The following is a 24,285-nucleotide window of genomic DNA, read 5'->3' as shown; positions in this document are numbered from 1 at the left end:
TGTCCGGGCCTGTCCGTTTTATGTTAGATTGGGAGTTATGGCGGCCATTATATCCCGTGCGACTGCTGATCCGAGTCATGATAGGGCAGCCGGACCGTAAATGTAGTTCCTTGCCCCTGCGGGCTCTCCACCTGAATCGTGCCACCGTGAGATACGATAAATTCCTTGGCAATCGCCAGCCCCAGCCCCATACCGCCTTGATGCCGCGCACGTGCTTCATCCGCGCGGTAGAAGCGGTCAAAGAGATAGGGAAGATGCTGGGCGTCAATGCCTGGGCCTGTATCCCGAATATCAATCCGTAGCATGCCGGAAGCGGGCTCCTCTTGTAACGTGATGTGGATAAGCCCGTCTTGGGGTGTATACCGAACCGCGTTGATGAATAGATTCAGAAACACCTGTGTGATGCGGCTTGGATCCACAGGAACGGAAGTGTGTTCCGTAGCGCTCGTCAAACGCAGGGTCAAATTCTTGGCATCGGCATCTGGCTCTATGCGCTCCTGAATCTGACCCAGCAGATCCAGCATGTCCGTAGGTTTCCGAACCAGCGGCAGCTGCTTCGCTTCGGCCAGTGATAGTTGATGAAGGTCTCCTACAAGACGGGTTAAGCGAATCAACTCATCCTGGATGGGAAGCAATAGTTCCGGCTGGATCGGTTGCACGCTCTGCTGAAGCAGATCCAGCTTGCCTCTGACGATCGTCAGCGGTGTTCGAAGCTCATGTGCGACATCCGCAACCAGATTGCGGCGGACCATCTCGGACTGTTCGAGTCTGGAAGACATTCCGTTAAAAGCAACCGCGACCTTCCCGTATTCATCTTCCGAGGTAACGGGAGCCTGGATACCGTACTCGCCTTGCCCGAGGCGTTCGATGGCCGGTACGAGTTTGCGCAGCGGCGCAGTAAGCCTCCGCGATATCCAGTAGGCGGCTCCGAGGGAGAGCAGGACGAAGAGGATGGTGCCGCCTCCCAACAGAATGATGATGGATGTGGGTGTGCCAATTCGAAGTTTGGACAGGTTTGCTATATCCGTATCATAATAATACACGTCCGCAATCGGTTTACCTTCAAAATATAACGTCCGTTTAACCCCCAAGTGTTTGATCTGTTTTTCCACCGCGTCCCCCTCATGCAAGAGAACCGTTTGTTCCCTGGATACCAGCAGGATACTTTCCTGGTGGTCGGCTACTGGTAGACGTTCGCTTAACCATTCCTGATCCTGAATGGCACGGAAGGTGTTCCCATTCTTCACATAGTAGCTGAGCAGCCTGGCCTCAAGTTGATTTAGTTCCTCTTCACGCGAGGTTTGCAGCATGACATCCATGGAGTCGCGGATCACAATGTAAGTAAGAAGGACGAAAACGGTGCTGAATCCGATAATAAACGACGACAACACGATGAATATCTTACGTCCAACACTCATGGCTGCTGTTCAAACCGGTAGCCGAAACCATACACCGTTTTTATGAAAATGGGCTCGGCAGGGTCATCTTCTACTTTTTTACGGATCCGGCTGATATGGGCGTCCGCGGTCCGTTCATCATTGTGGATATCGTCCTCCATGGCCGCTTGAAGCAGCTGCAGACGGCTGTATACCACGCCCGGTCTGGAAGCGAGGGTAAGAAGGAGCTTGAATTCGGTAGGAGTCAGCTGTATCTCCTGGCCGCGTTTCCATACCCGGCATTGGGTTTCCGAGATCGTTAATTCGCCGCGCTCAAGCAAATCCTCGGAAACCGAACCGCCTTCCATTCTGCGCAGAACAGAACGAATCCGGGCAGCCAGCTCGCGGAGTGAGAAAGGCTTGGTCATATAATCATCCGCCCCTACCTCAAGCCCGATTAGTTTATCTGTCTCCTCAATCCTTGCAGTAACCATAATGATGCCGACACGGCTTGATTTTCTGAGCTCGCGGCATACCTCAATGCCGCTTAATTCAGGCAGCATCCAATCGAGTATGACCAGGGAAGGCTTGAAATCCCTCGCTTTGGCCAAAGCCTCCGTACCTGACGCAGCGGTAATAATCTGAAATCCTTCTTGCCTGAGGAATGACTCCATAAATTCAATGACTTTGCGTTCATCGTCTACAAGAAGCAAGGTATGTGCCATGCTGAATCCTGCCTTTCTTTTGATTCGTTAGGTTTAACCTTAAATCCCCCCCATTATATACGGTTTCCAGCCGCGAATGGAAAATTTCACGGAATCCGCAAGCCATCATCACAAGATCACAACATTCCGGTGATAGGATGGTATCCGTAACGATCATGAAACAAGAGAGGGGTATCGAGATGAATCAACAAGCTTCATCTGTCAGAAAAACACCGCTCGCCGGTTGGATTTCACTAGGGCTGGCCTGGATTTTTGTTGTTTGTATTGCTATTCAGACGCTATTTGCTGGCATGGCGCTGTTTCACGATGGATCGATGTGGAGAAGCCATACTCTATTTGTTCATTTTTTTGAAATTGTGCCGCTGCTTATGCTGCTTTCGGGTTTTGTAGGCAAGCTGCCCGCCAAGTATAAATGGAGCTCGTTGGTCATGTTATTATTGGTCCTCAGCCAGTATTTCACGGCCAATTTCCCTGGTGCGGGTGCATGGCATCCGGTCATTGCCATCGGATTGTTCTGGCTCGCGGTGGACACGGCGCGCTCCCTTCTGCCGTACTATCGACAGGGACAAAGAGGGGTAGATTGAATATGAAAGGCCTTGCGGTGTTGGTTATGGCTTTAATCGGAGGTTATGCGGGTGGGCTCATTCTGAATGAAGTGATTGCCGTTATGTCGCAAGTATTATATGGAGGAGACGAAAAAGGGTTGAAGGGTCTCAAGTATTTGCCGGTAGTTACCTCGGCATTATGCGCCGCCACATTAATGATTTGGCGTCCACGTCCGTGCTTTAAACGATAAACGCCACTCAGTTGGTACCTATCTCTATCCTATTACCCTTCAACTGCCAGCGATACCCAAACGAACAGGATATAGAACAGAATGGGGATCATCATTCCCATGGACAGCAGGAGCCATACGAGCGGCGTCCGGATCATCTCTTTAACCACTACGATCGGGCTGCGGACATACCGTTCTTTCTTAAGGCGGCTCACCATCCGCTTGAGAATGACAGCTTGTTCATGGGGATCATAGCGGCTTAGCTCAGCCAATAGCTCGGCTTCCAGCTGCCCAATTGGCGGTGTAGTATCAGACTCCTTTATTCCAGGCATGTAAATCCCCCTCATCGTAGTACGTGTTATATGTATAACAACTATAAAGCACTCCTGGTTACGCATATTTTATCCTTTCCCGGCAGAAGACCCCCACTTCAAGGAATGCGATAGGAGTAGCCCGATGAGTAAGTGGGGGATGAATGTCGGTTGGTGGTAGCCAAAATTTCGCTTACTATGTTAAAACAGGAACAAATGTTCCTGGTAGTGAGGTGAAATATATGCTTGTAAACAAATCTTATAAGTTTCGTATCTATCCAAACAAAAAACAGATTGAACTCATCAACAAAACAATTGGCTGTTCAAGATTTGTATTCAATTTCTTTCTTGATAAGCAAAAGGAAAAAGATGCTTACTGGTATATCTGCGAAGAAATGAAGCAGAATGGTCAACTTCCAACAAATAATTGGAAAGGAAACTACCTAAACAAATACGAAACGGTAAAATCTCTACCTGAATTAAAAAAACATTACCCCTTCTTGAAAGAAGTGGACAGTATCGCCTTACAAAAATCTATTGAAAACCTAGCTGATTCCTATGACCGCTACTACAAAAAGCAAAATAAGCAGCCACATTTTAAGTCTAAAAAGAACAAATTGCAGTCATATACCACAAAGCGTACAAACGGTAATATTGCTGTTGTTAAAAATAAGATGAAGTTGCCGAAACTAGGAAACGTTCGTTTTGCGAAAAGCCGTGAAGTAGAAGGTCGAATTATAAGTGCGACCATTAGGCGAAATCCAACGGGTAAATATTTTGTATCTTTAACAACCGAAGTAGAAGTAACAGAATGGCCGAAAACAAATTCCGCTGTTGGCATAGATGTCGGCTTAAAAGATTTCGCTATCCTCTCCAATGGAACCATCTACTCTAATCCAAAGTTTTTCCGTACCCTAGAAGAAAAGTTAGCAAGAGCACAAAAATCATGAGCAGACGAGCATTAGGTGGCTCGAACTGGCATAAAGCGAAAATGAAAGTAGCACGTATCCGTGAAAGAATTTCGAATGCAAGAAAAGATTATCTCGACAAGATTTCAACCGAAATAGTCAAAAACCACGACATCATCGTAATGGAAGCTTTGTCGGTATCTCGTATGCTTAAAAATAGGAATTTTTCCAAAGTAATCAGTGAAGTATCTTGGTCACAATTCAAAACGATGATTGAATATAAGGCGAAATGGTACGGGAAACAAGTTGTAACTGTGGCAAAAAACTTCGCTTCTAGCCAACTATGTTCTTGTTGTGGCTATAAAAATAAAGACGTTAAAAATCTCGGACTACGAGAATGGCGATGCCCAGAGTGCCGAACACCCCACAATCGGGATCGTAACGCAAGCTTAAATCTCAAAAATGAAGCCATAAGACTTCTAACTGTCGGAACGACAGGGATCGCCTAATCAATAACTGGTGGATACACTGGTGTTCTTAGGAATCTCCCAAAAATTAAGTGGGGGTAGTTCAAAGGCGGAAGATCAAAAGTAAATGAGGAGATGGGGTTTGCAGATGTGATATGGTTCCTATATGATGAGGAAAGATTAGACTAGAATCAGATTATATGGATTGAAGGGAAGGGAAGGACCAAATTGGAAAATACTGCAACGTTGATCAAGCCGGAAGCGATGATATTTGACATGGATGGAACGCTGTTTCAGACGGAGACCCTGCTGCTGCCCGCCTATCGCAAATTGTTCGACATTTTGCGCGAGGAGGGGCATTATGAAGGTGAAACGCCGGATGAGGAGCTCATGCTTGGATGTCTGGGAATGCTGCTCGAAGACATTTGGAAGATTGTCATACCGAATGCGACACCGGCAGCTCATAACCGTGCAAACGAGCTGCTGCTGCAACTGGAGCTCGAAGGTTTAAGCGATGAAGCAGCCGTATTGTATCCTGAGGTGAAGGAGACGCTGGAGGAGCTTCATCGGCGCGGCGTCCGATTGTTTGTTGCCAGCAACGGCCTGGAGCATTATGTGAAAGGCATAGCTGAAGCGAGAGGGATCATGTCGCTCTTTGAAGGCGTCTACAGTGCCGGAGAGCATGGAACGGCTTCCAAGGTGGATTTGGTAAGGCTGCTGCTGGATGAACACGATATCCGGGATGCCTGGATGGTAGGGGACCGGTCATCGGATGTGGAGGCAGGCAAAGAGAACGGACAAACCGTCATTGGCTGCCACTATGCAGGCTTTGGCGGGGAGCAAGAGCTAAAGGGATCAGACGTCGTTATTCATTCTTTTTCACACCTGCTGAAGCTTCATGATCAAGCAGAGTAGATCGATAGGAGTCATAAAGGCTGTTCCCAAGGGTATCAAGCAACCTCTTGGAAACAGCCTTTGTGCATTTCTGATTCTAAATTACGGTTTTTTATGATTTATCTTAAGCATTTTTTGCGGATTTTTTTTGACTATAGACCCACAGTGCATATTCTAAAGGCTTCACCATGGATTCACGGTATGCAGCCGTATCGCCGATTTGGGAGAAGACTTCTCTTGATGGCTTCGGATTCACCTCGAGGAGAAGAACTCTTCCGGTTTTGTCCACGGCCAGATCCAGGGCAAGCTCGCACAAACCTCCATACTGTCCGTCGAGAAATTGGGCTACATCCGCGCCGAGGGAATGGGCTTCTTCGCGGATGCTGGCGCGCTTGACCGGATCTGTGATCCATTTACTTAATAATTCTTCCATCATGGTCGCGCGTCCGCCGCCATGCAGGTTGGAGGTAACGCTCTTCGGCGCCCCGACGCGTCCCACACAACCGGTCACTTGCCATACGCCTGATCCGTTTTTCTGTACGAGCATCCGGTAATCATGCACTCTTCCATCCGGCAGCTCCAACTGTATCCCCTCTTGAACCAAATATCGATCTTTATTACCCCAGCCCGACAGATATTGTGCCAAATGGCCTGAAGGCATTCGTTTTGGTCGAATGATGCTCCGGTTGGAATTGCGTCCCCGGATTTCATACGTACCCGCAACACCAGGGACCTTCGTAATCCGCAGAATTCCGCGTCCGCCCGTTCCATTGATCGGTTTAAAATAGACGGTAGGATGAACATTAAGCATCCGGTGGATGTCACCTGTGCTTGTTACGATCCGGGTATCCGGCAGATGGGGCCGGAAGCGTTTCTTGGTGGACAGTACTTGATGAATCGTCCATTTGTTGCGTAAAGGTCTGTTCAGAAACAATAAATGCCGATAGTGGGAACGAAATCGCAGCAGCTGTTGAAAGCGGGGGCTCTTTTGAATGCGGCAGCGATCAAAGATCATATTGGGAAACGAGCGCCATCGCCGGCTCCATTTCCGATGATCTGGATCGTATTCCATGGCGTTGATCAGACCTTGGGTACTGTTGACGTCGGCAGGAGTGAAGACGTAAACGTCGAGCCCCATCGCTTTTCCTTCCCTGATCATATGCTCGTAGATATGCCGCTCCTCCAGCGTTTTTCGTTCATCCAAGTATAACGTCATAATACCTAAGACGGGTTTTGACACAGAAGTTCACCTTCTTGAATAGAGTCAGCACTAGATGTTGAACAACTTTGGGATGGGTGCAGGGGCAGGACTCCGCTCATAACGAGCGTAGGTTTGCTCGTCGGACCTTGCTCAAGAGCAATGGCCTTAAGCCCTGCATGAAAGCACATTTGCAAACATGCGGAATGATCGGCGGCCACTTTGCATCGCAGCCGTCCAAATTTGGATAATTGTGAGCGGATCAGGGAAGAACCGATATGCCGGTTGCGGTATAGAGGGTGTACAGCAATCATACAGGCACCTTCTCCATAATCCGCCGCAAAGCATATCCCCACAGGTATGCGGCCGATATCGCTTCGAACCGTAGCCGCCATGATTGAGGTGCCGGGCTGCAGCAGCCCTTCATAGGATAGCGAGGCCAGACACTGGTAACCTTCGCGGGTTAGACGTTTGTTGCCGTACCGTCGGAAGAAATCGCTGCACTGCTGTCTGGCATGCGGCCAATCTTCCGGGCTTGAGAGAGAGAGACATGAGATTTCCACATGATCCCCTCCTTTCATATCTTCCTTAACGGTTGCTCTAGAGGATGCAAGGACTACCTTTGATTGATCAGATATTCGGAATATTGAAAAATCCGCTCCAGTGATTTTTTCCGGATCGCGGGTTCGTCAAATTTCATGGGTCTTGAATTGGCTTCGAAGAACCAAAGGACGCCCTCGTTATCAATTCCGAGGTCCATGGACATTTCGCCATGGATTTGACCAGAGCTCTTCTCAATCTGCCGTGCCATATGCACGGCTGCTTTTTTAACTTCGCTAAGGATGGCGTCGGAGCGTTCCTGACCGAATACAATCGGAAGCAGCTTCTCTGGATCCTCAATCGTTCCTCCGCGAGGAACATGCGTGGTTATGCTCTTGGCGCCTGCCATTCGAGCTCCAATTCCTGTAACTGCCCAGACACCGTATTCGTTCTTCTGCACAAGTATACGGAGGTCAAAGGCGCGACCGTGGACCTGGGCCAGCTCGATTCCCTGCTGGATCAGGTATGAGCTTCCTTTAGTCTCTTGATAAACCCGGTTCCAAAGCCGCTCCAAGGAGGCTGCTTTGTATGTGGTGCTGTTTTTGTTGTTCTGTATCTGTATGCGGTAGGGGAGCGGTTTGTTTTTCTGATATCGTACCCTCATGATCCCTTGCCCGGCTTTGCCGTCCTCGGGTTTAAGATACAGGTAAGGCTTCCGCTTCATCATTTCATATAAAGTGGGGTAACCTTTCAAACGCTTTGTCAAAGGAGCCCACTTTTTAGTTAACCGGGATTTGTTCAGCCAAGCAAACAGCCGCCATTTATTGAAAAAGTGTGGATTATAGATATCGATATGGGGATGATCTTGGCATTCCTTGATTTTGCGGCGAACCCAGGGAAGAGCTTCATCCTCTCGGTAGGGGATCCGGTTATATATAACCTGGGGCAGAGGGCATGGCCTCTGCTCCCAGGAATGGTCGTTGTTCAGGATGTAGCCCTTGACAGTACCCGTATCAAGCTTCAGATCACGTACAGTCACTACGTAGACCATAAAGCCCATATCTTTTCCCGTCTTGATGATTTCCTGAAAGTTTTGCCGGTTGCCCCTGAACATCGTATTCGTATCGTGCATGGTCAGGATGGCTACAACCGGTCTTCCATCACTCTCCACTCGGTTGATCACGAATCATTCCCCCTGTGGAAGCCGCTGAGATACATACTGTGTTCAAAAATATGCTCGACCGATGCTTTTCCTTCCCCTTTAAGGGAAGGGTGGTTGAATATCGATCGGCCCGGCTTCGAATTCGCTTCAAACATCCATATTCTCTCGTTGTCATCTATTCCGATATCAAACCCGATTTCTCCTAACAGATGCGGATGATGATTCTCGATGGCTTCCGACATCTCGATGGCAGCGTCCTTGGCACGCTCCAGCACCTCTTTCGCTTTGGAGCCGAAGGCCCGGCTGAGCGCATGCTCCGGCGTCATCAAGGATCCCCCGTTCTTGATATGCGTCGTGACGCTACCCCTTCCGGCCTTTTTCGCACCGATACCAACCACGGACCAGCGGTTTTTGCTGTTCTTATGCATGTGGAATCTGAAGTCGATGGGGCAGCTGTCGATTTCAATGAGGCGGATTCCTTGCTGGATAACATAGTTTCGCAGCTTGGAGCCGTGTTTGGCTTGAAGCATCCGCATCAGACTATTAAAGTTTGGAAACTTGAGGAGGGTGTTGCCCCCGTTTCCATGATAACGCGCGAAGTATCCTTTTTTGGGAAGATAGGTTAACCGGTAAATTCCAAGGCCTAAACTTCCGGCTGAGGGCTTATAATACACAAAGTTGTGACGCTCCATCATATCCTTAATCCGCTCGGGACTAGGATTATTATACGTTTCCGGCAAATATTTGCCTGCCTGCACATCGCCGTCCAGTTGGGAGTACACATCGGATTTATTGAAGAAGGCCCAGTTGAAAAATTTGATGTTGCGCTTCAGAAACCGATCTCTCAGTTGATTGGTAAAAGGGGAGAAGTCGGTTTTCCGGCTAGGAAGGCGATTATAGACGACATCAGGGAGCGGAACAGTTTTGCGGACAAAACCGCCGCCGGAACCGAGCATATAGGCATGAACGGTTCCGCGCTGCCAGTTGATATCCCGGGGGGCAAAGGCATATGCGAACATTTTTTTGTTGCCCTCACGAAGAAGCTGCCGAATATACGAGGTTCGGGCTCCAAAAGGGCTGGATGGATTATGTGGTCCGTCGGACAGAACCCCAACCACAGGCCCCAGCACGATTTCGCCCTCACCGGGGGAATGGATATAGACAGGGCCCTGTCTGGGGACGTTGATGCCATTTCGGACACCGTTGCTTAAATAGATGTGTTTCCCCGATCGCTCAATCGGTTTCACAGCAGCGGACACCGTATTGGTACCGATGCGAAGCTTAATCGATTTCCTGCTTGATAGCCCCAGGCTCTTTAGAAGCGAACCGGATAAAAAGACGACTTTTTCGGGCTGCTGCGAGAAATGAATATTTCCGAAATTCAAACTCATGTATTTACCCTCCTAAGTTGTCGAAGCAATAAATAACGGGCGTATTGAATCGGATGTTCGACGGACAGCCGGGCTGCGTGACCATCTCCCGTTAGTGTAAATGCGCGGCGGCCCGGTTTGGAGTTGACCTCCAGAATCCAGATCCGTCCCTTTGTATCCACGCCAAAATCGATTCCCAGCTCGCCGAGTCGGCCGAATCCTTCTTCGAGCGAAGATGGAAGCTGAGCGGACAGATTCCGGATGGTCTGAATGATCTTCATGGCCTGTTCTTCTCCGAAATCAGTCGTTAGATAGGGAAGGGCTGGAAATGCCGTACCTCCCCCGTGTAGGTTCGAGGTCAGCCCTTGGCTTACGCCTTGCCGTGCGGCGATTCCTGTGATGGACCATACGCCGCGGTCATTCTTTTGAACCAATGACCGAATATCAAACGGGTCTCCGTTACGGTTGCAAAGCTCCAGGTAGGGTTGAATGATAAATCGGCGTCGGCCGGTAAAACGCCTCACCCATTCGTTCATCTCTTGTGTGGGAATGGTCTGCTGGAACATGCGATTGCTCCGATCCCTTCCTTGCAGTCTGACACGCTGGTGATCTGTCAGAGCGAGGTACAAAGTATGACGGCCTTGGGAGCCTCCGCTAGGTTTCATGAAAAGCCTGCTGCCAAAAGCCAGCAAAGCCCTGTTCAGTGTCTCGGCACCCGTATAGTTTAAAGTTGCCGGCAGATAAGGTCGTAAGGCGGAGGAGCGCTTTAATACTTCATGCACTTTCTGCTTGCCAGGCAGACCTCGTGACCACAGCTTTACGCCCTGCTGCAGCAGTTGGTCCAGACATTGGCCGGCAGCAGCCGTTTCCTCACCGTTTCGGTGCAGGCATCGGTCATAGATGACGTCAGGAGGAGGAAAGGTGCCGATGGTCCAGCCATCTCCCGGATTGAATTGATATCCTTGTATCCTGTCTATGGTGCTTGCTGCACCAGAAGCAGGAGAGGCATCATCCGGACAAAAAACAAATACCTGCATGCCGAGTTCCTTGGCCTTCAAGCTTAGTTTACGGAGAAATTCCTTCTCATTAAAGGGAGGGAAGCCCGGTTTGCGGCATACCATGACACCCAGGGTGCCTATCTTGTTTGAGGACATAGGGTTCTCCTTTTTTTAGAAACCCGTCAAGTATATACAGTACTGAACGAGTCGTACGGCTGACGGCCTTACTTTGGAGTCGGCATTCAGCGGTGCGTTTTCGCCTTTGGACGGCTTGGAGTTGACCTCCAGGAGCCAAATGCGTCCTGTCGTATCAATTGCCAAGTCAATGCCCAGCTCTCCGAAATGATAGGGGATGGCAGCTTCCAGACCATGAGCAATATCGAGCGCCGCTTGATTCATTCGAGCGGGGGCCGTTTGCTTGGAGTTTAACGGGATACTGCTCATGGCAAGCGCATCCTTGACGGAAGACAGTGTACCACCTCTGGCGAGATTGGAAACAAAGTGGTTTCCGCCGGCAATGCGGGCCACGACCGAGGTCACTGCCCATTTGCCGTTTTTGTTTTTATGAACAAGCGCGCGAAAATCAACGTTTCGCCTATTGATGCGGATTAAATCCAATCCTTGCTGAATTTGATAACGCGTTTTTTTTATTTTTCCGGATAAGCTGCTGAACAGCTTAGGAAGCGAGGAGTAGGTAGTCTTCTTGCTTCCTTCAAGAGAGGTGGTCATCGTATGATAATGGCCGTTCTCTTGGCGGGATATCCGGATGATACCTTTTCCCAGACTACCTCGGACCGGTTTCAGGAAGACCGTCCGATAAGTAGCACACATTTTTTTGAGCGTCGGATAACCGCTAAGCAAGTAGGATTCCGGCAAGTATTTCTGCAGTTTCGCATCAGGTCCGAGTGCCTCGAAGACATCGGATTTATCGAGAAATTTCTCGTTAAAGATATGGGTGCCGAATTGTGATTTTACTTCTCTCATAAAATGCTGTACGCTAGGACTATTCTCCAGTTTGCGGGTAGACAGCCGGTTATTAATGACGTCCGGAGCTGGAACGCTGAGCTTTTTCCATCCTGCGTCATAAGCAATGGCTTCAAGTGTTGCCGGGTTCGAACCGATCATGTCAGGTGTGAAAAAATATACATATGCGCCTTGTTTCTTGGCTGCGTTGACCATTTCCAAGCAGAAAGCTGAGATCGATCCGAAAGGTTTATCAGGTTCATCCGGTTGATAGCGACTGACCATGATCCCGATAAGCGGACCGAGCTTCAGTGTTCTTTCCGTTGGATAATATTTGAGATTCATGACGGTACGAGGAAGAAGTCCCGAATGGCTGAATACGAAAGGGCTTAGGGCCAGCGAGTTCGATTTTCCTCCTGAGGTAACGCTGACTTCCTGCTTGAAGGAGCCAAAGGCAAGCTGTACCTTTGAATCTGTCGGGATACGGAGCTGTCTTATGAGACGGTCACCAAGCTTGATATCGTTATCCGAAAGCTGGGCTGAGCGGATTAATTGAGCCGATATCTTGGATTTGGTGTTGGATTTAACCTTGGATTTGCGCATGATGGATCTCCTTCCGACAACAACTGGATACTTAAGTGAACAGACAAAGACTTCATCTGATCATTGCATGTAATGCATCATATGAGGACATATATCCCTTGGTGATTGTACTGCTCGGGAAAAAGGAGTGCTTAAAATGCAGAACTGGCTGTTTATTTTGGTGAACGTGTGCGTTGCTGCTTTTGTTGGCGGCATAACGAACCATTTTGCGATAAAAATGCTGTTTCATCCTCGTGAAGAAAAAATCATCCTGGGTCGCCGCATACCCTTTACACCAGGGCTCATCCCCAAGCGTAAAGACGAAATAGCCGAGTCGCTCGGACACGTGGTCTCGGATTACCTGGTAACAAGCGAGGGCTTGCAGGAGCTTATTCGTAAGCCGGTGTTTCGGGGTAAGATAGAGGACAGCCTCTATCGGAAGCTGGAGGAATGGAGCCAGTCGGAGCTGAGCTTCCGAGACTTGGCGCTAAAGGTATGGAGTTCGGAACAGTGGGAGCAATTGAAGGTCCGTGCTGAACAATCAGCCCGTCAGCTTACGGCCCGAGGTGCCGCAGCAGTATGGCATGGCTACGGGCTGGAGGCAAAGCCGCTGAAGGAGCTTGTTCCCGGCTGGTCGGAGGAAACGATCCAGGGCTGGAGCGGGGCTGCCGCCGATATTGTGCTGAAGGAGCTGAAGAACACGCTGCTGTCCGCCAAGGGACAGCTTATGCTATCGGAGGTGGCTTCATCGCTCATCGATAAGGCAGGCGGATTTCTCGGGACCATGGCTTCGATCTTTGTGGATGAGGATAAGCTGGTCCAGAAGCTGACGCCCATGCTGATTCAGCAGCTGGAGGGAGAGAAAGTCCGCAAGACCATCACGGATATCATCTCAGGAAAGCTGTCGTATTACGGTGATATGCCGCTTGGGAATCTCATCGAACATGTCGCGGATGAGCCGGGCTTAGCTTGGATCACCCGAACTTTGGATGATAAGCTTCCTTGGTCCAAGTGGATTGAGCGGATCGAGCTTCTTCGTGTTAGCGAAGTGATCGGACCGCGAATGCCGGCTATTGGGGCGGCCTTGCCTGGACTGCTCGATAAGGGACTGGGTTTCCTTGAGCGAAGCATCCCGGCTGCCATGAAGGCTGTTAACTTGCCGCAGCTCGTTCAGGAGCAGGTGGAGAAGTTTCCAATTGAGCGGCTGGAAGAGATCATTCTAAGTGTATCCGGCCGTGAATTCAGGGCTATCACCTGGCTTGGAGTTCTGCTGGGCGGAGTGATCGGATTGTTCCAATCCATGCTAATTGTGCTGTGGAGATGAGATGTTTGATGGAGTAAGGCGAAAGGCGAATTGAAAAAAATGGCATTTTGGCCGAATATATTGGAGGAATTAAAAATGAACATTTATGACAAGGCACATGATTTGGCAAAAGCGATGAGGGAAAGCAAGGAGGTAGAGGAGATCACCTCTGCTATGAAACTCGTGGATGCAGATCCGGAGAGCAGACGCATGCTGGATGATTTCCGTCAGCGCCAGATGGAGCTTCAACAGCGTATGATGTCCGGCGATATGCCGGCTCAGGACGAAATGGAGAAGATGGAGAAGCAGTTTGAGGTGCTTAGCTTGAACCTGAACATTCGTCGTTTGTTTGACGCGGAGCGGCGTTTGAGTGTCATCATCGAAGACGTGAACAAGATTATATCGGATAGCCTCCAGCATCTGTACGGACCAGCTCAACCATAAAGCAATCTATTTGTAACCATGATGCGGGCCGTTAATTTTGGATCGAATTTGAACAATTTTTAAAAACTTGTCTCATAAATTGCGCAAGCTCCTCATAGAGTAGAAATATAGATTTCAGAGAGTAGAGGAGCTGCGTTTATAATGAAAAAAAAGAAGAATAAGTTTAAACACACCGCTTATTTATTGGTTGCACTCGGCATGTTGATATACGCCCTTCCCAGCATTTCCTTTTCTGGCGGGTTCTCGTGGGTTTCGCTGTTTGGTGCAGTCTGGGCAGGATTTGCCCTGCTCGTGATCGGTTCGCATCTCTATTACCTCATCGGTGTAGATGAAGCGAAACAAAAAGCGCTCGATGAGATCCGCAAGGAGAAATTGCGTCAATGGGAATTGAAATGGCCTGAGGAACAGAAGAGCCAGGAAGCTAATTAAGAGTTGGATCATAGCAAGCGTTGTGATGAACAAAAACCTCCCTTAAGGGATACGGTTGGATCGCCCATCCGTTATCCTTTATGGGAGGTTTTTTTGTATCTGACGGGTATGGGAGTGTCATAGGACGTGATATAATAGATACAGTATGGTACAGATAGTGTTCTGGGGGTGTAACAGTTGGACGTTCGAGATGATACGATTACTAAACACGAGCAGTTGGTTCAGCATATTGAAAGTTTGAAGGTTGGAAGCAAAATATCGGTACGACGGTTAGCTAAAGAGATGGGCGTCAGCGAGGGCACCGCTTATCGGGCGGTGAAGGAAGCGGAAAGCCTGGGCATTGTGGTCACGAAGGAGCGGATCGGTACGGTTCGTGTGGAACGGAAGCCGCGGAACATCTCCGAGCAGCTTATGTTTGCCGATGTTGTTGAAATAGTGGAAGGGCATGTGCTTGGCGGTGCGGAGGGGCTTAATAAAAGCCTGCATAAATACGTGATTGGCGCTATGAAGGTAGAGGCGATGATCCGATATATCGATGCCGGAAGCCTCATGATTGTCGGTAACCGTGAAGATGCCCATTTCCTGGCACTTGAGCAGGGAGCGGGCGTATTGATTACGGGCGGTTTCGGAACCAGCCGGGAAGTGAAGCAGCTGGCAGACCAGCTGCATCTGCCCATTATATCGTCCCGTCATGACACGTTTACCGTCGCCTCCATGATTAACCGCGCCATTTTTGACCGTTTAATCAAGAAGAAAATTATGCTGGTGGAGGATATCGCTCATGATAAGCCGAAGAATCATCAGTTGAAAAACTCCGTCACCGTTGAGGAATTCAAACGGATTTCACAAGCGACCGGGGAAATCCGTTATCCGGTAACCGACGAATGGAACCGGGTCATCGGCATTGTTGGTGTCCGGGATGTGGAAGGGCTCGCCGACACCCAGCCGATCGAGAAAGCGATGACCCGTAACCCGGTGACGGCAAGCATGAAAACTTCGCTTGCATCAGCGGCGCAGATTATGATGTGGGAAGGGATCGATTTTCTGCCGATTGTGGATCGGAACCGCAAGCTGCTTGCAACGGTCACTCGTAAAGAAGTGTTAGGGGCACTGCGGGATGCGCGAAATCAGCCTCAGCTCGGCGAAACGTTTGATCAGCTGATCTGGAATGGGATTGCAGAGGATCGGGATGAGGAAGGGCGTTTGTTCTTTCACGGTTTTATCACGCCCCAAATGGCTTCAGAACTTGGAACGATTTCACAAGGAGTGCTTACGACCGTAATGAGCCAAGCGGCGGTTAAAGCGGCCAAGGATATCAGCGGCTGGGATCATGTGCTGGACCATCTGTCAACGTATTTCATCCGGCCCGTGCAGATCGAGGACCCGATCGTCATTATGCCGAAACTGCTGGAGATCAGCCGCCGTACCTGCAAGATGGAGATTGAGATTCAGCATCAGACGAACCTGATTGCCAAAGCGGTCATGACGATGCAGGCGATCGATCATGGCTGACGTAAATTCCGGACAAAATAAAGGGGCATCCTGCAGGTCTTATAATAGACCTTCCGGGATGCCCTTGTTCCGTTTAATTTAATTTAGCTGGCCGTCCGCGAATCCTTCAGTCTGCTGTAATAGGTGCGGCTTCTTATGCCGGAAAATATATTAAATGCGCCAAGCACCAAGAATACGGCTTCTACAATGACAGCCGGCGTGGAGCCGCTGAACAGAAACATGCAGACTAGCGAAAGGGAAACCAGCATAATGCCCATATAGAGGTTCATCATGGACATATAGATTCCGCGGTCTGCGGGATCCGCTACTCGTCGTGCGCGAATGCTGTACAGCGCGGCAGCGATCACGGACAGAACGAGGATAATGTATAGGATATAGTGGATGACTGTGATCATGGAATGGAAGGCTCCTTTATATTCAGTAACATGCTTACGATATAGCCAAAGTGCGTGTTCAATAAGTCAGGCTGACTTACTGAACAACCTCTAAAAGCGTGTAGATTCGATCATGTACAATATCGGTATTGTATCATGATACCGTTGACTTTGCATCCAAATGATCAAAGCTAACCCAGATTTGAAGTACACCTTCCATCACAAGCATGGTCTTGATTTGGACCTTGTAATCCTTTTCGCGAACCGTATATATTTTGTCGCTAAGGAGTGAGCGCGTCAGCTTGCTGTCCGCGTCGATATCAAACACATTACGGCCCCGAAGGGCTGCCAGATCATCCCCCATAAGCCTGATGAGTTCTTTGATGATCACGGGATCCAGCGGCGCCCTGTCGTTTTGCTCGCTCCGGATCTTGATTTCTTTGATGACCGTGGATTGTTTATTGTATTTTTTTAACGACTCGATGTCTTCTTCATATTGTGCAATTTTGATCTGCTGGCCTTGATTCGTTTCCCATAGTTTATTGTAGGCTGCATGATAGACCGAGTTGTAGACGATGCTGCCGACAACCATCCCCAGCACGAAGATGGATGCGACCTGATAGAAGGGGCGGAAGCGGTGGGTTGGAGGTACGCGCATCGATTAACTCCGGCTGGAGCACACCCATTTGACCAGCTCGCTGCCCATATGTGCTCCAAGAAATGCAAAGCCGAGATATAGAATTTGTTTGATCACAGGGGATAAATTACCGCCAAGCATATTGCTCTCAATGACCCGCATCGGATCGATGGTGCCTCCGATGGCAGCCGCAAGCGCCCAGATCTTAATTCGGTCTGCGACCTCCATCATGGTGTGGGTGGGGGGCTGCAGGGACAGCACGGCGCCCACACCTCCCACCATGGCTCCCCCCAGCACGATGCCGAAGGCTATAAAAAAGTCCAAGATCGCTTTTGATAAAAAAACGCTCATGCCCTCATGTCTCCTCTCTTCTCTTGGTGGATGTCACGGCAACCGCCTGTCCACGTACTCCCTAGTTTCATTCTATGGGCGGGCCTAGCGGGATTATGATAAAATGGTATAAAGACTTTTAAAGATATCTTTGGATTGATTTTAAATATACATGTACCGGCGAAAGGAAGGCGTTACGATGAGCTCTTTCGTGCATTTGCACGTGCATAGTGAATACAGTTTGCTCGATGGAGCGGCACGTATCGGTGACCTGGTGCGGGAAGCGGCGGCGCTTGGAATGAAATCGCTGGCGCTTACGGATCATGGCGTGATGTATGGTGCCATTCCGTTCTATAAAGCTTGCATGGCGCAAGGCATCAAACCGATTATCGGCTGCGAGGCCTATATCACGGCAGGTTCCCGCAAGGAGCGGGGAAGCCGCAAGGATCAGCCGATCTATCATTTGATTCTGCTTGCCAAGAATGAGACCGGCTATCGCAATTTGATGAAGCTGTGTTCGATCGGGCATCTGGAGGGGTACCATTACAGACCCCGAATCGATATGGAGGCGCTCGCCGCCCATCATGAAGGCATCATATGTCTCAGCGCTTGCTTGGGCGGCGAGGTTCCCCAGCATCTGCTTCATGGACGTGAGGCGGAAGCGAAAGCCGCTGCGCTTCGTTACCAGGCGATTTTTGGAGAAGACTACTACTTGGAGCTGCAGGATCACGGAATTCCGGAGCAGAAGCGCGTGAATCCCCAGCTGATTCAGCTGAGCCGGGAGACGGGTATTCCGCTGGTCGCTACCAATGATGTGCATTATCTGGCTGAGAGCGATGCCGAAGTTCAGGACGTCCTAATTTGCATCGGCACGGGCAAAACGGTGGAAGATGAAGACAGGCTGCAAATCCAGACGAACCAGCTCTATTTGAAGAGCGGCAGCGAAATGGAGCGTCTGTACCCCCATGTGCCTGAAGCTATATTGAATACGGCTAAGATTGCGGACCAATGTAACCTGGAGCTGGAGTTCGGCAAGTCCATTTTGCCGGAATACAGCTCTCTTCCTGAAGGGAAAAATGCAGCAGAATACTTGCGGGATCTCTGCTTGAACGGGCTGAAAGGACGTTATGAGAATACGGAGCGGTGGCAGGATGAAGCGCTGCGCAGCGAGCTGGAGCAGCGACTGAACTATGAGCTCGGTGTCATTGAGAGCATGGGCTTCAGCGATTATTTCCTGATCGTATGGGATTTTATCGCCTATGCCCACAGGCAAGGCATCGCGGTTGGACCGGGCAGGGGTTCATCGGCGGGCAGCTTGGTAGCATACACGCTTCACATTACAAATGTTGATCCGATGAAATATAAATTGTTGTTTGAACGCTTCCTGAACCCGGAACGGATTACGATGCCGGATATTGATATCGACTTCAGTGACGAGCGCCGTGAAGAGGTCATTGATTATGTGGTGGATAAATACGGGAAAGAACATGTCGCTCAGATCATCACGTTCGGTACGATGGCGGCAAGGGCGGCCGTCCGCGATGTCGGACGTGCGCTGAATGTGCCGTTCGGGGATGTGGACAAGGCGGCCAAGCTGATCCCTAACCACCTGGGCATCAGCATCGCAGGAGCGATGGAGCAAAGCCCACAGCTGAAGGAGCAGTACGAGACGAAGCCGAAGGTGCGCGAGCTGATCGATATGGCGATGAAGGTCGAGGGCATGCCCCGTCATGCTTCGACGCATGCGGCGGGCATTGTCATTTCCCGCGATCCGCTGACGGATGCGGTGCCGCTGCAGGAAGGCAGCGAGAAGACGGCGCTGACACAGTATTCCATGGAGAATCTGGAGAGCGTGGGGCTGCTCAAGATGGACTTTTTGGGTCTGCGGACGTTGTCAATCATTGAGCGTACGCTGCGATGGATTCAAGAATTGACCGGCAGAACACTCGATTTCGAACAAGTGCAAGATGACGATCATCTGACGTATGAGATGCTGGGGCGCGGCGATACCACGGGCGTATTTCAGCTCGAATCCGCGGGCATTCGGCGGGTGCTGAAGGATCTGAAACCTTCGGTATTTGAGGATATCGTATCCGTCAATGCCTTGTACCGCCCGGGTCCCATGGAGTTTATTCCGAAGTTCATTCAAGCCAAGCACGGCCGGATTGAGCCGGAGTATCCCCATTCGGACCTGATCCCGATATTAGGCGATACGTACGGCATTATCGTCTATCAGGAGCAGATCATGCAGATCGCTTCGACGATGGCCGGCTTCTCGCTCGGGGAAGCCGATTTGCTGCGAAGAGCGGTTTCGAAGAAGAAGCGCGAAGTGCTGGACCGGGAGCGGAGCCATTTCGTGTCGGGCAGTCTCAAGCTCGCCTATAGCGAGGATGAGGCCAACCGTGTGTACGATATGATCGTCCGGTTCGCGAATTACGGATTTCCCCGTGCGCATGCTGCCGCTTATGGCGTGCTGGCCTTCCAGACTGCTTATCTTAAGGCGCACTATCCGGTTCCGTTCATGGCTTCCATGCTGACTGCGGTTATGGGCAGTCACCGGAAGGTAGCCGAATACGTGCTGGAGGCACGGCGGCTCGACATCGAGGTCATGCCGCCGGATGTCAACGAAAGCGGAACGTATTTCACGCCGGTCATGAGCGGTCCTGCTGCCGAGGGCGGCGATGATGAGGGCCGTCCGGCCGGAGGCGGAATCCGATTCGGGCTTGCCGCGATTAAGAATGTTGGCACGCAAGCGGTGGAGAATATCGTCGAAATCAGGCGTGAAAAGCCGTTTGAAAGCCTGCTTGATTTTTGCCGCCGGGTGGACCTCCGCGTATGCAACAAGCGCGTGATCGAGTCGCTTATCCAGGCGGGGGCTTTCGATTCCTTGCAGGGTCACCGCTCCCAACTGGTTGCTATGCTGGACGAAACGGTCGAAGCGGCCGTGAAGTGGAGAAAGGAGCGGGATGATCTCCAGATTCAGCTCTTCGACTTCGTGGAAACGACGAATTGGGACATTGAATATCCGGACATCCCGCCGTATACCGCAAGTCAGCAGCTCGAATTCGAACGTGAGCTGCTGGGCATGTATTTGTCCGGTCATCCACTAGACGGATTCGAAGATACGCTGACGGAATCCGGAGCTGATCGGTTAATGGATCTGCATGAACCGGAAGATGAATCGATGGCTACGGTTGCCGGGATGGTGGTTACACTAAAGACCATTACGACGAAACAGGGGAAGGCGATGGCCTTCATGGAGTGCGAGGACCAAATCGAGCGCTGCGAGGTCGTTCTCTTTCCCGAAGTGTGGAAGCGAAGCGCGCATCTGATTGAAAAAGGCGCACTGCTCGCGATCCGGGCAAAGGTCCAACTGCAGGACGAAGGCTTCAAGCTGCTGGCCGAAGAAATCGCTCCGCTTGAGGCGCAAACCTTGGGCCAACTGGTTCACCGGAGCAAGGTTCGGGGAACAGCAGGCGGAAGAGGAAGATCCGGCGGAGAGAATAACGGTCGGGGCGTAAAATCGGGCGCAGTCGGCATGCCGCCGGTTTCGGCCGGTAATCCCTCGGCCGTCCCGCCTCCGGAGCCGCTTGCCGCCCGGAGTGGCGATGATTCGACCTCAATCCGAAATGAAGCATCGGGCAGCAGCTTATCGTCCGAGAAGGAATCCCGTACCGGCGTATCGAATCATAAGGCTGAGCAGCGCGTGTTTGTGAAAATAACGGCCGATGCGGAGCAATCGGAGCTGCTGGTGAAGCTGAAAGAGCTCCTGCAGCAGCATCCGGGGCATGTGCCAACGGTGCTGTTTTATGAGCGAAGCCAGAAGGTGCTTGCGCTTAGCGATGCCTATCGGATTAAGCCTTCGACAGAGCTTTTTGCCGAAATGGAGAGCATGCTGGGTAAGGACACCGTTAAAGTGAAGTGACATGAAAATTTAAGAACGTTTCCCATCCCTCCCGCATACAATTAGGACACTACAGGTAATGTTGGCCGAGTATTCGTATGAAGAAGGCTCTTCATGATAGAACCGGATTGAAAGAGCGCGGCCAAAGACGCGGGGGGGATTTGTGATGTCAATGGACTTGGCAGAAAGCATGCTCAGCCGCAGAGGAGTCAGCGTAAGCTCCATCGCGGATATTGTGTTGAAGCTGCAGCAGCGTTATCATCCGAAGTTAACCATCGAGCAGTGTGAAGAAAGCGTCCGGGCCGTTCTCGGCAAGCGCGAAGTTCAGTATACGCTGTATACGGGCATTGCGCTGGATGAGCTGGCGGAGAAGAAACTGCTGCCGGAGCCGCTGCAATCGATTATGGAGCAAGACGAACCGCTCTACGGAGTGGATGAGACCATGGCGCTTGGTGTCACGAGCATATATGGCATGATCGGATTGACCAGTTTCGGTTACCTGGACAAAGAAAAAATAGGTGTGATTGAGATATTAAATGAAAAGTCGGACGGGATACATGTGTTTCTGGATGATCTCGTTGCAGGCATCGCCGCTGCCGCTTCCTCACGCATCGCCCATAACAATCCCGATGCGGCCCATTATACCGCAGGTTCTGACTGATTTGCGCGAGCGGTGTCGAATCGCTGCATAAGGGTAAGATTTGGCTTTCAGCCCCCTGCTCTCTTTGTTGAGGTAAAAACTGAAGTATGTTATCATTATCCATTATATCGGCTCAGGATATGCCTGTGGGACGAGATTAGGGGGATCTGAAAGGCATGTGGACGGTAATCTATATTGCGCCAACTGCAAAGGTGGCGGAAATGATCAAGACCAGGCTAACGGAAGAAGGTTTTTTGGTTCAAAGCCGTCCTGTGAATCTTTCCAAACAGCAGTTTGAGATTTTGGTACCCTCCGGAGAGCTTGAGGAAGTACAGGAAGTGTTGAATTCGATATTGCACCCCTAGTTTCATCTGGGTTACATAGCGAAGCTTAGCGTACGGATCGGCGATGTGCTATTGCGGCGGCCATTCAAATTTACGGCTGGAGAGGTGTAGTTGTGTTTAAAGACTTATTTCAGAAAAAAAGGAAATACGCAACGATCCCATCGGAACGACTTGGGACAGCAGGGCAGCCTCAGGAAGGCGAACGCCCGAAACGGGAAATTCCGGAAGGTCTGATGAATAAGTGTGCCAAGTGCGGCACCATTCAATACAGCAAAGAGCTTGAGAAGAATCTGAAGGTGTGTCAGGAATGCGGACATCATATGCGCCTGAATGCGGTAGAACGGATTGCCATGACGCTGGATGAGACAGGCTTTGAAGAGTTTGACGCAGATATGATCTCGGTGGATCCGCTCAAGTTTCCGGGATATGCGGCCAAGCTGGAGCAGCAGAAGATGAAATCCGGTCTTCATGATGCGGTTATTACCGGTCAAGGCTCGATTCTCGGCCAGCCTGTTGTGGTGGCTGTGATGAGTTTTGATTTCTTCACGGGAAGCATGGGCTCCGTCGTCGGGGAAAAAATCACCCGAGCGATCGAGTTTGCGACGGACAAGCGTTTACCACTCATTATTTTCTCCACTTCCGGCGGTGCCCGGATGCAGGAGAGTATTCTCAGTTTGATGCAGATGGCCAAAACAAGCGCAGCCCTGTCCAGGTTTAACGAACTCGGCGGGCTTTATATTTCAGTGATAACGGATCCGACGACCGGCGGTGTATCCGCCAGCTTTGCGACGCTTGGCGATATCAATATTGCCGAGCCGGGAGCCGTATTCGGTTTTGCGGGCCGTATCGTTATTGAACAGACCATTCGCCAGAAGCTGCCGGATGACTTCCAGACAGCGGAGTTCAACTTGGCTCATGGTCAGCTTGACATGGTTATTCATCGGAAAGATATGCGCTCCATGCTTGGTAAGCTGCTGGAGATGCATACCGTGAAAGGGGGATTCTGATGTCAGGCGAATTGCCTTTTGAAATGCCACTTGCCGAAATGCGCAAGAAGATTGATGAACTGAAACAATTCGGACAGGAAAAAGGGATCGATTTCACGGATGAAATCGCCCGCCTGGAAGAACGATATAGTCGTTTGGAGGAAGAAATTTATTCTTCGATTTCGCCTTCCCAGAAAATGCATCTGGCCCGACATCAGCAGCGACCGACTTCGCTTGATTTGATCCAGTTGATCTTTACGGATTTTATTGAGCTGCATGGAGATCGTCTCTACGGGGACGATCTTGCCATTGTCGGCGGCTTGGCCAAACTGGACGGTGTTCCCGTCACGGTGGTCGGTCAGCAGCGCGGTAAGGATACGAAGGATAATATCGCGCGTTTCTTCGGAAGTCCGCATCCGGAAGGCTTCCGTAAAGCTCTGCGACTTATGCAGCAGGCGAACAAGTTCAAGCGTCCCATTATCACATTTATTGATACAAAAGGCGCATATCCGGGTAATACAGCAGAAGAAAGAGGTCAGTCCGAGGCGATTGCCCGTAATCTACGGGAAATGTCGTCCCTTGGGGTGCCTATTGTTGTTGTGGTCATCGGCGAAGGTGGGAGCGGCGGTGCTCTTGCGATGGCTGTAGGCAATCGTGTGTTGATGCTTGAGCATGCCATTTATTCCGCCATTTCACCGAACGGCGCCGCATCCATTCTGTGGAAGGATGCATCCAAAGCGGACCAGGCTGCGGAAGCCATGAAGATCACCGCTAAGGACCTGCTTGAAATGGAAGTCATTGAGGAAATTATACCGGAGCCTAAGGGCGGTGCGCACCGCGACTATGAAGAGACGGCCGCCGCCATTCAAAGCGCGCTGATCAGCCAGTTGAAAGAGCTATCCGTCATGGATGCCTGCGAGCTGAAGGAAGACCGGTACCGCAAGTTCCGCAAGATTGGCGAATTCGATTTTGCGAAGACGGAACAGGAAGACGATTCTGTGAAAATCTGATGAGTATGTGACGATATGACAAAGTTCCTATACAAATTAGACTTTTTGTAGTAGATTTAGTTGTTGGAAAAAGAGATATAGAGAACCCTTTAATAAACGGAGG

Annotated in this window: 24 protein-coding genes and 1 pseudogene; 13 read left to right on the top strand and 12 right to left on the bottom strand. The window is 50.4% G+C overall.

The window, feature by feature from the left end; genetic code table 11:
* Window positions 1-47: 47 nt before the first annotated feature.
* Both AB4124_RS02530 and AB4124_RS02525 read right to left on the bottom strand, forming a co-directional pair.
* Window positions 48-1,418: a sensor histidine kinase gene (locus AB4124_RS02530; protein WP_441970968.1), complete on the bottom strand. Its 1,371-nt coding sequence runs from the start codon at window positions 1,416-1,418 to the stop codon at window positions 48-50.
* Window positions 1,415-2,101 carry a response regulator gene (locus tag AB4124_RS02525; RefSeq protein WP_441970966.1) on the bottom strand — a complete coding sequence of 229 codons (687 nt, stop codon included), beginning with the start codon at window positions 2,099-2,101 and terminating at the stop codon, window positions 1,415-1,417. The genes AB4124_RS02530 and AB4124_RS02525 overlap by 4 nt, the downstream gene beginning before the upstream one ends.
* Window positions 2,102-2,280: 179 nt before the next feature.
* On the opposite strand from AB4124_RS02525, the gene AB4124_RS02520 reads away from it, so the two are divergent.
* On the top strand, window positions 2,281-2,685 hold the full coding sequence (locus tag AB4124_RS02520) for a DUF6220 domain-containing protein (protein ID WP_430202998.1): 405 nt from the start codon (window positions 2,281-2,283) through the stop codon (window positions 2,683-2,685).
* Between the two features lie 2 nt (window positions 2,686-2,687).
* Window positions 2,688-2,897, top strand: coding sequence for a DUF5957 family protein (locus tag AB4124_RS02515; RefSeq protein ID WP_076324352.1), 210 nt, complete (start codon window positions 2,688-2,690; stop codon window positions 2,895-2,897).
* A gap of 32 nt (window positions 2,898-2,929) precedes the next feature.
* Here AB4124_RS02515 and AB4124_RS02510 read toward each other — a convergent pair whose 3' ends face one another.
* Window positions 2,930-3,208 carry a hypothetical protein gene (locus AB4124_RS02510; RefSeq protein WP_076324351.1) on the bottom strand — a complete coding sequence of 93 codons (279 nt, stop codon included), beginning with the start codon at window positions 3,206-3,208 and terminating at the stop codon, window positions 2,930-2,932.
* A gap of 221 nt (window positions 3,209-3,429) precedes the next feature.
* Here AB4124_RS02510 and tnpB point away from each other — a divergent pair.
* Window positions 3,430-4,604, top strand: a pseudogene (gene tnpB / locus AB4124_RS02505) (IS200/IS605 family element RNA-guided endonuclease TnpB).
* Window positions 4,605-4,790: 186 nt separating this feature from the next.
* Window positions 4,791-5,477: an HAD family hydrolase gene (locus AB4124_RS02500; protein WP_441970963.1), complete on the top strand. Its 687-nt coding sequence runs from the start codon at window positions 4,791-4,793 to the stop codon at window positions 5,475-5,477.
* A gap of 103 nt (window positions 5,478-5,580) precedes the next feature.
* Here the strand turns inward: AB4124_RS02500 and AB4124_RS02495 are convergent, their stop codons facing one another.
* Genes AB4124_RS02495 through AB4124_RS02470 form a run of 6 tightly spaced genes read right to left on the bottom strand, consistent with a single transcriptional unit; the run spans window position 5,581 to window position 12,290 of the window.
* Window positions 5,581-6,696: a YheC/YheD family endospore coat-associated protein gene (locus AB4124_RS02495; protein WP_441970961.1), complete on the bottom strand. Its 1,116-nt coding sequence runs from the start codon at window positions 6,694-6,696 to the stop codon at window positions 5,581-5,583.
* Entirely contained in the window at window positions 6,678-7,217 is a 540-nt protein-coding gene (locus AB4124_RS02490) for a GNAT family N-acetyltransferase (protein WP_441970959.1), read from the bottom strand. Before AB4124_RS02490 ends, AB4124_RS02495 begins: the two co-directional genes overlap by 19 nt.
* A 53-nt stretch (window positions 7,218-7,270) precedes the next feature.
* Window positions 7,271-8,377 (bottom strand): YheC/YheD family endospore coat-associated protein, encoded by a 1,107-nt coding sequence (locus tag AB4124_RS02485; RefSeq protein WP_379406184.1) that lies wholly within the window; start codon window positions 8,375-8,377, stop codon window positions 7,271-7,273.
* A complete protein-coding gene (locus AB4124_RS02480; RefSeq protein WP_441970957.1) occupies window positions 8,374-9,747 on the bottom strand; it encodes a YheC/YheD family endospore coat-associated protein in 1,374 nt (457 codons plus the stop codon). The genes AB4124_RS02485 and AB4124_RS02480 overlap by 4 nt, the downstream gene beginning before the upstream one ends.
* Window positions 9,744-10,880, bottom strand: a complete 1,137-nt coding sequence (locus AB4124_RS02475; RefSeq protein ID WP_441970955.1) for a YheC/YheD family endospore coat-associated protein — start codon at window positions 10,878-10,880, stop codon at window positions 9,744-9,746. The genes AB4124_RS02480 and AB4124_RS02475 overlap by 4 nt, the downstream gene beginning before the upstream one ends.
* A gap of 15 nt (window positions 10,881-10,895) precedes the next feature.
* Window positions 10,896-12,290 carry a YheC/YheD family endospore coat-associated protein gene (locus AB4124_RS02470; protein WP_441970953.1) on the bottom strand — a complete coding sequence of 465 codons (1,395 nt, stop codon included), beginning with the start codon at window positions 12,288-12,290 and terminating at the stop codon, window positions 10,896-10,898.
* A gap of 136 nt (window positions 12,291-12,426) precedes the next feature.
* Between AB4124_RS02470 and AB4124_RS02465 the strand changes: the two genes are divergently transcribed.
* From AB4124_RS02465 to AB4124_RS02450, 4 genes are all read left to right on the top strand, one after another.
* Complete coding sequence (locus tag AB4124_RS02465; RefSeq protein ID WP_076324344.1) at window positions 12,427-13,593, top strand: DUF445 domain-containing protein; 1,167 nt, start codon at window positions 12,427-12,429, stop codon at window positions 13,591-13,593.
* A 75-nt stretch (window positions 13,594-13,668) separates the two neighbouring features.
* Window positions 13,669-14,016 carry a YlbF family regulator gene (locus AB4124_RS02460; RefSeq protein WP_076324343.1) on the top strand — a complete coding sequence of 116 codons (348 nt, stop codon included), beginning with the start codon at window positions 13,669-13,671 and terminating at the stop codon, window positions 14,014-14,016.
* 141 nt (window positions 14,017-14,157) lie between these two features.
* A complete protein-coding gene (locus tag AB4124_RS02455; protein ID WP_076324342.1) occupies window positions 14,158-14,445 on the top strand; it encodes a hypothetical protein in 288 nt (95 codons plus the stop codon).
* A 177-nt stretch (window positions 14,446-14,622) separates the two neighbouring features.
* Window positions 14,623-15,957, top strand: coding sequence for a DRTGG domain-containing protein (locus tag AB4124_RS02450; RefSeq protein WP_076324341.1), 1,335 nt, complete (start codon window positions 14,623-14,625; stop codon window positions 15,955-15,957).
* A gap of 83 nt (window positions 15,958-16,040) precedes the next feature.
* On the opposite strand, the gene AB4124_RS02445 is transcribed toward AB4124_RS02450, so the two are convergent.
* The 3 genes from AB4124_RS02445 to AB4124_RS02435 form a co-directional block, all read right to left on the bottom strand.
* The gene (locus tag AB4124_RS02445; protein WP_098748415.1) at window positions 16,041-16,352 is read right to left on the bottom strand and encodes a YtpI family protein; all 312 of its coding nucleotides are present in this window, start codon (window positions 16,350-16,352) and stop codon (window positions 16,041-16,043) included.
* 133 nt (window positions 16,353-16,485) lie between these two features.
* Window positions 16,486-16,989, bottom strand: coding sequence for a hypothetical protein (locus tag AB4124_RS02440; RefSeq protein ID WP_441970949.1), 504 nt, complete (start codon window positions 16,987-16,989; stop codon window positions 16,486-16,488).
* A 3-nt stretch (window positions 16,990-16,992) separates the two neighbouring features.
* Window positions 16,993-17,319, bottom strand: coding sequence for a YtrH family sporulation protein (locus AB4124_RS02435; RefSeq protein ID WP_076324338.1), 327 nt, complete (start codon window positions 17,317-17,319; stop codon window positions 16,993-16,995).
* A 178-nt stretch (window positions 17,320-17,497) separates the two neighbouring features.
* On the opposite strand from AB4124_RS02435, the gene AB4124_RS02430 reads away from it, so the two are divergent.
* From AB4124_RS02430 to AB4124_RS02410, 5 genes are all read left to right on the top strand, one after another.
* Window positions 17,498-21,223, top strand: coding sequence for a DNA polymerase III subunit alpha (locus tag AB4124_RS02430; protein ID WP_441970947.1), 3,726 nt, complete (start codon window positions 17,498-17,500; stop codon window positions 21,221-21,223).
* 145 nt (window positions 21,224-21,368) lie between these two features.
* Window positions 21,369-21,863: a phosphatidylglycerophosphatase A family protein gene (locus AB4124_RS02425; RefSeq protein ID WP_076324336.1), complete on the top strand. Its 495-nt coding sequence runs from the start codon at window positions 21,369-21,371 to the stop codon at window positions 21,861-21,863.
* 155 nt (window positions 21,864-22,018) lie between these two features.
* On the top strand, window positions 22,019-22,207 hold the full coding sequence (locus AB4124_RS02420; RefSeq protein ID WP_006212044.1) for a hypothetical protein: 189 nt from the start codon (window positions 22,019-22,021) through the stop codon (window positions 22,205-22,207).
* A 92-nt stretch (window positions 22,208-22,299) separates the two neighbouring features.
* The gene (gene accD / locus AB4124_RS02415) at window positions 22,300-23,193 is read left to right on the top strand and encodes an acetyl-CoA carboxylase, carboxyltransferase subunit beta (RefSeq protein WP_071218063.1); all 894 of its coding nucleotides are present in this window, start codon (window positions 22,300-22,302) and stop codon (window positions 23,191-23,193) included.
* Window positions 23,193-24,182 carry an acetyl-CoA carboxylase carboxyltransferase subunit alpha gene (locus AB4124_RS02410; protein WP_441970944.1) on the top strand — a complete coding sequence of 330 codons (990 nt, stop codon included), beginning with the start codon at window positions 23,193-23,195 and terminating at the stop codon, window positions 24,180-24,182. Before accD ends, AB4124_RS02410 begins: the two co-directional genes overlap by 1 nt.
* Window positions 24,183-24,285 lie beyond the last annotated feature (103 nt).

Source organism: Paenibacillus sp. 2KB_20 (genome assembly GCF_052115765.1).
Classification (GTDB): Bacteria; Bacillota; Bacilli; order Paenibacillales; family Paenibacillaceae; genus Paenibacillus_AQ.
The sequence above is the reverse complement of the archived record's forward strand: the minus strand, read 5'-3'. Positions and strand labels throughout refer to the sequence as shown.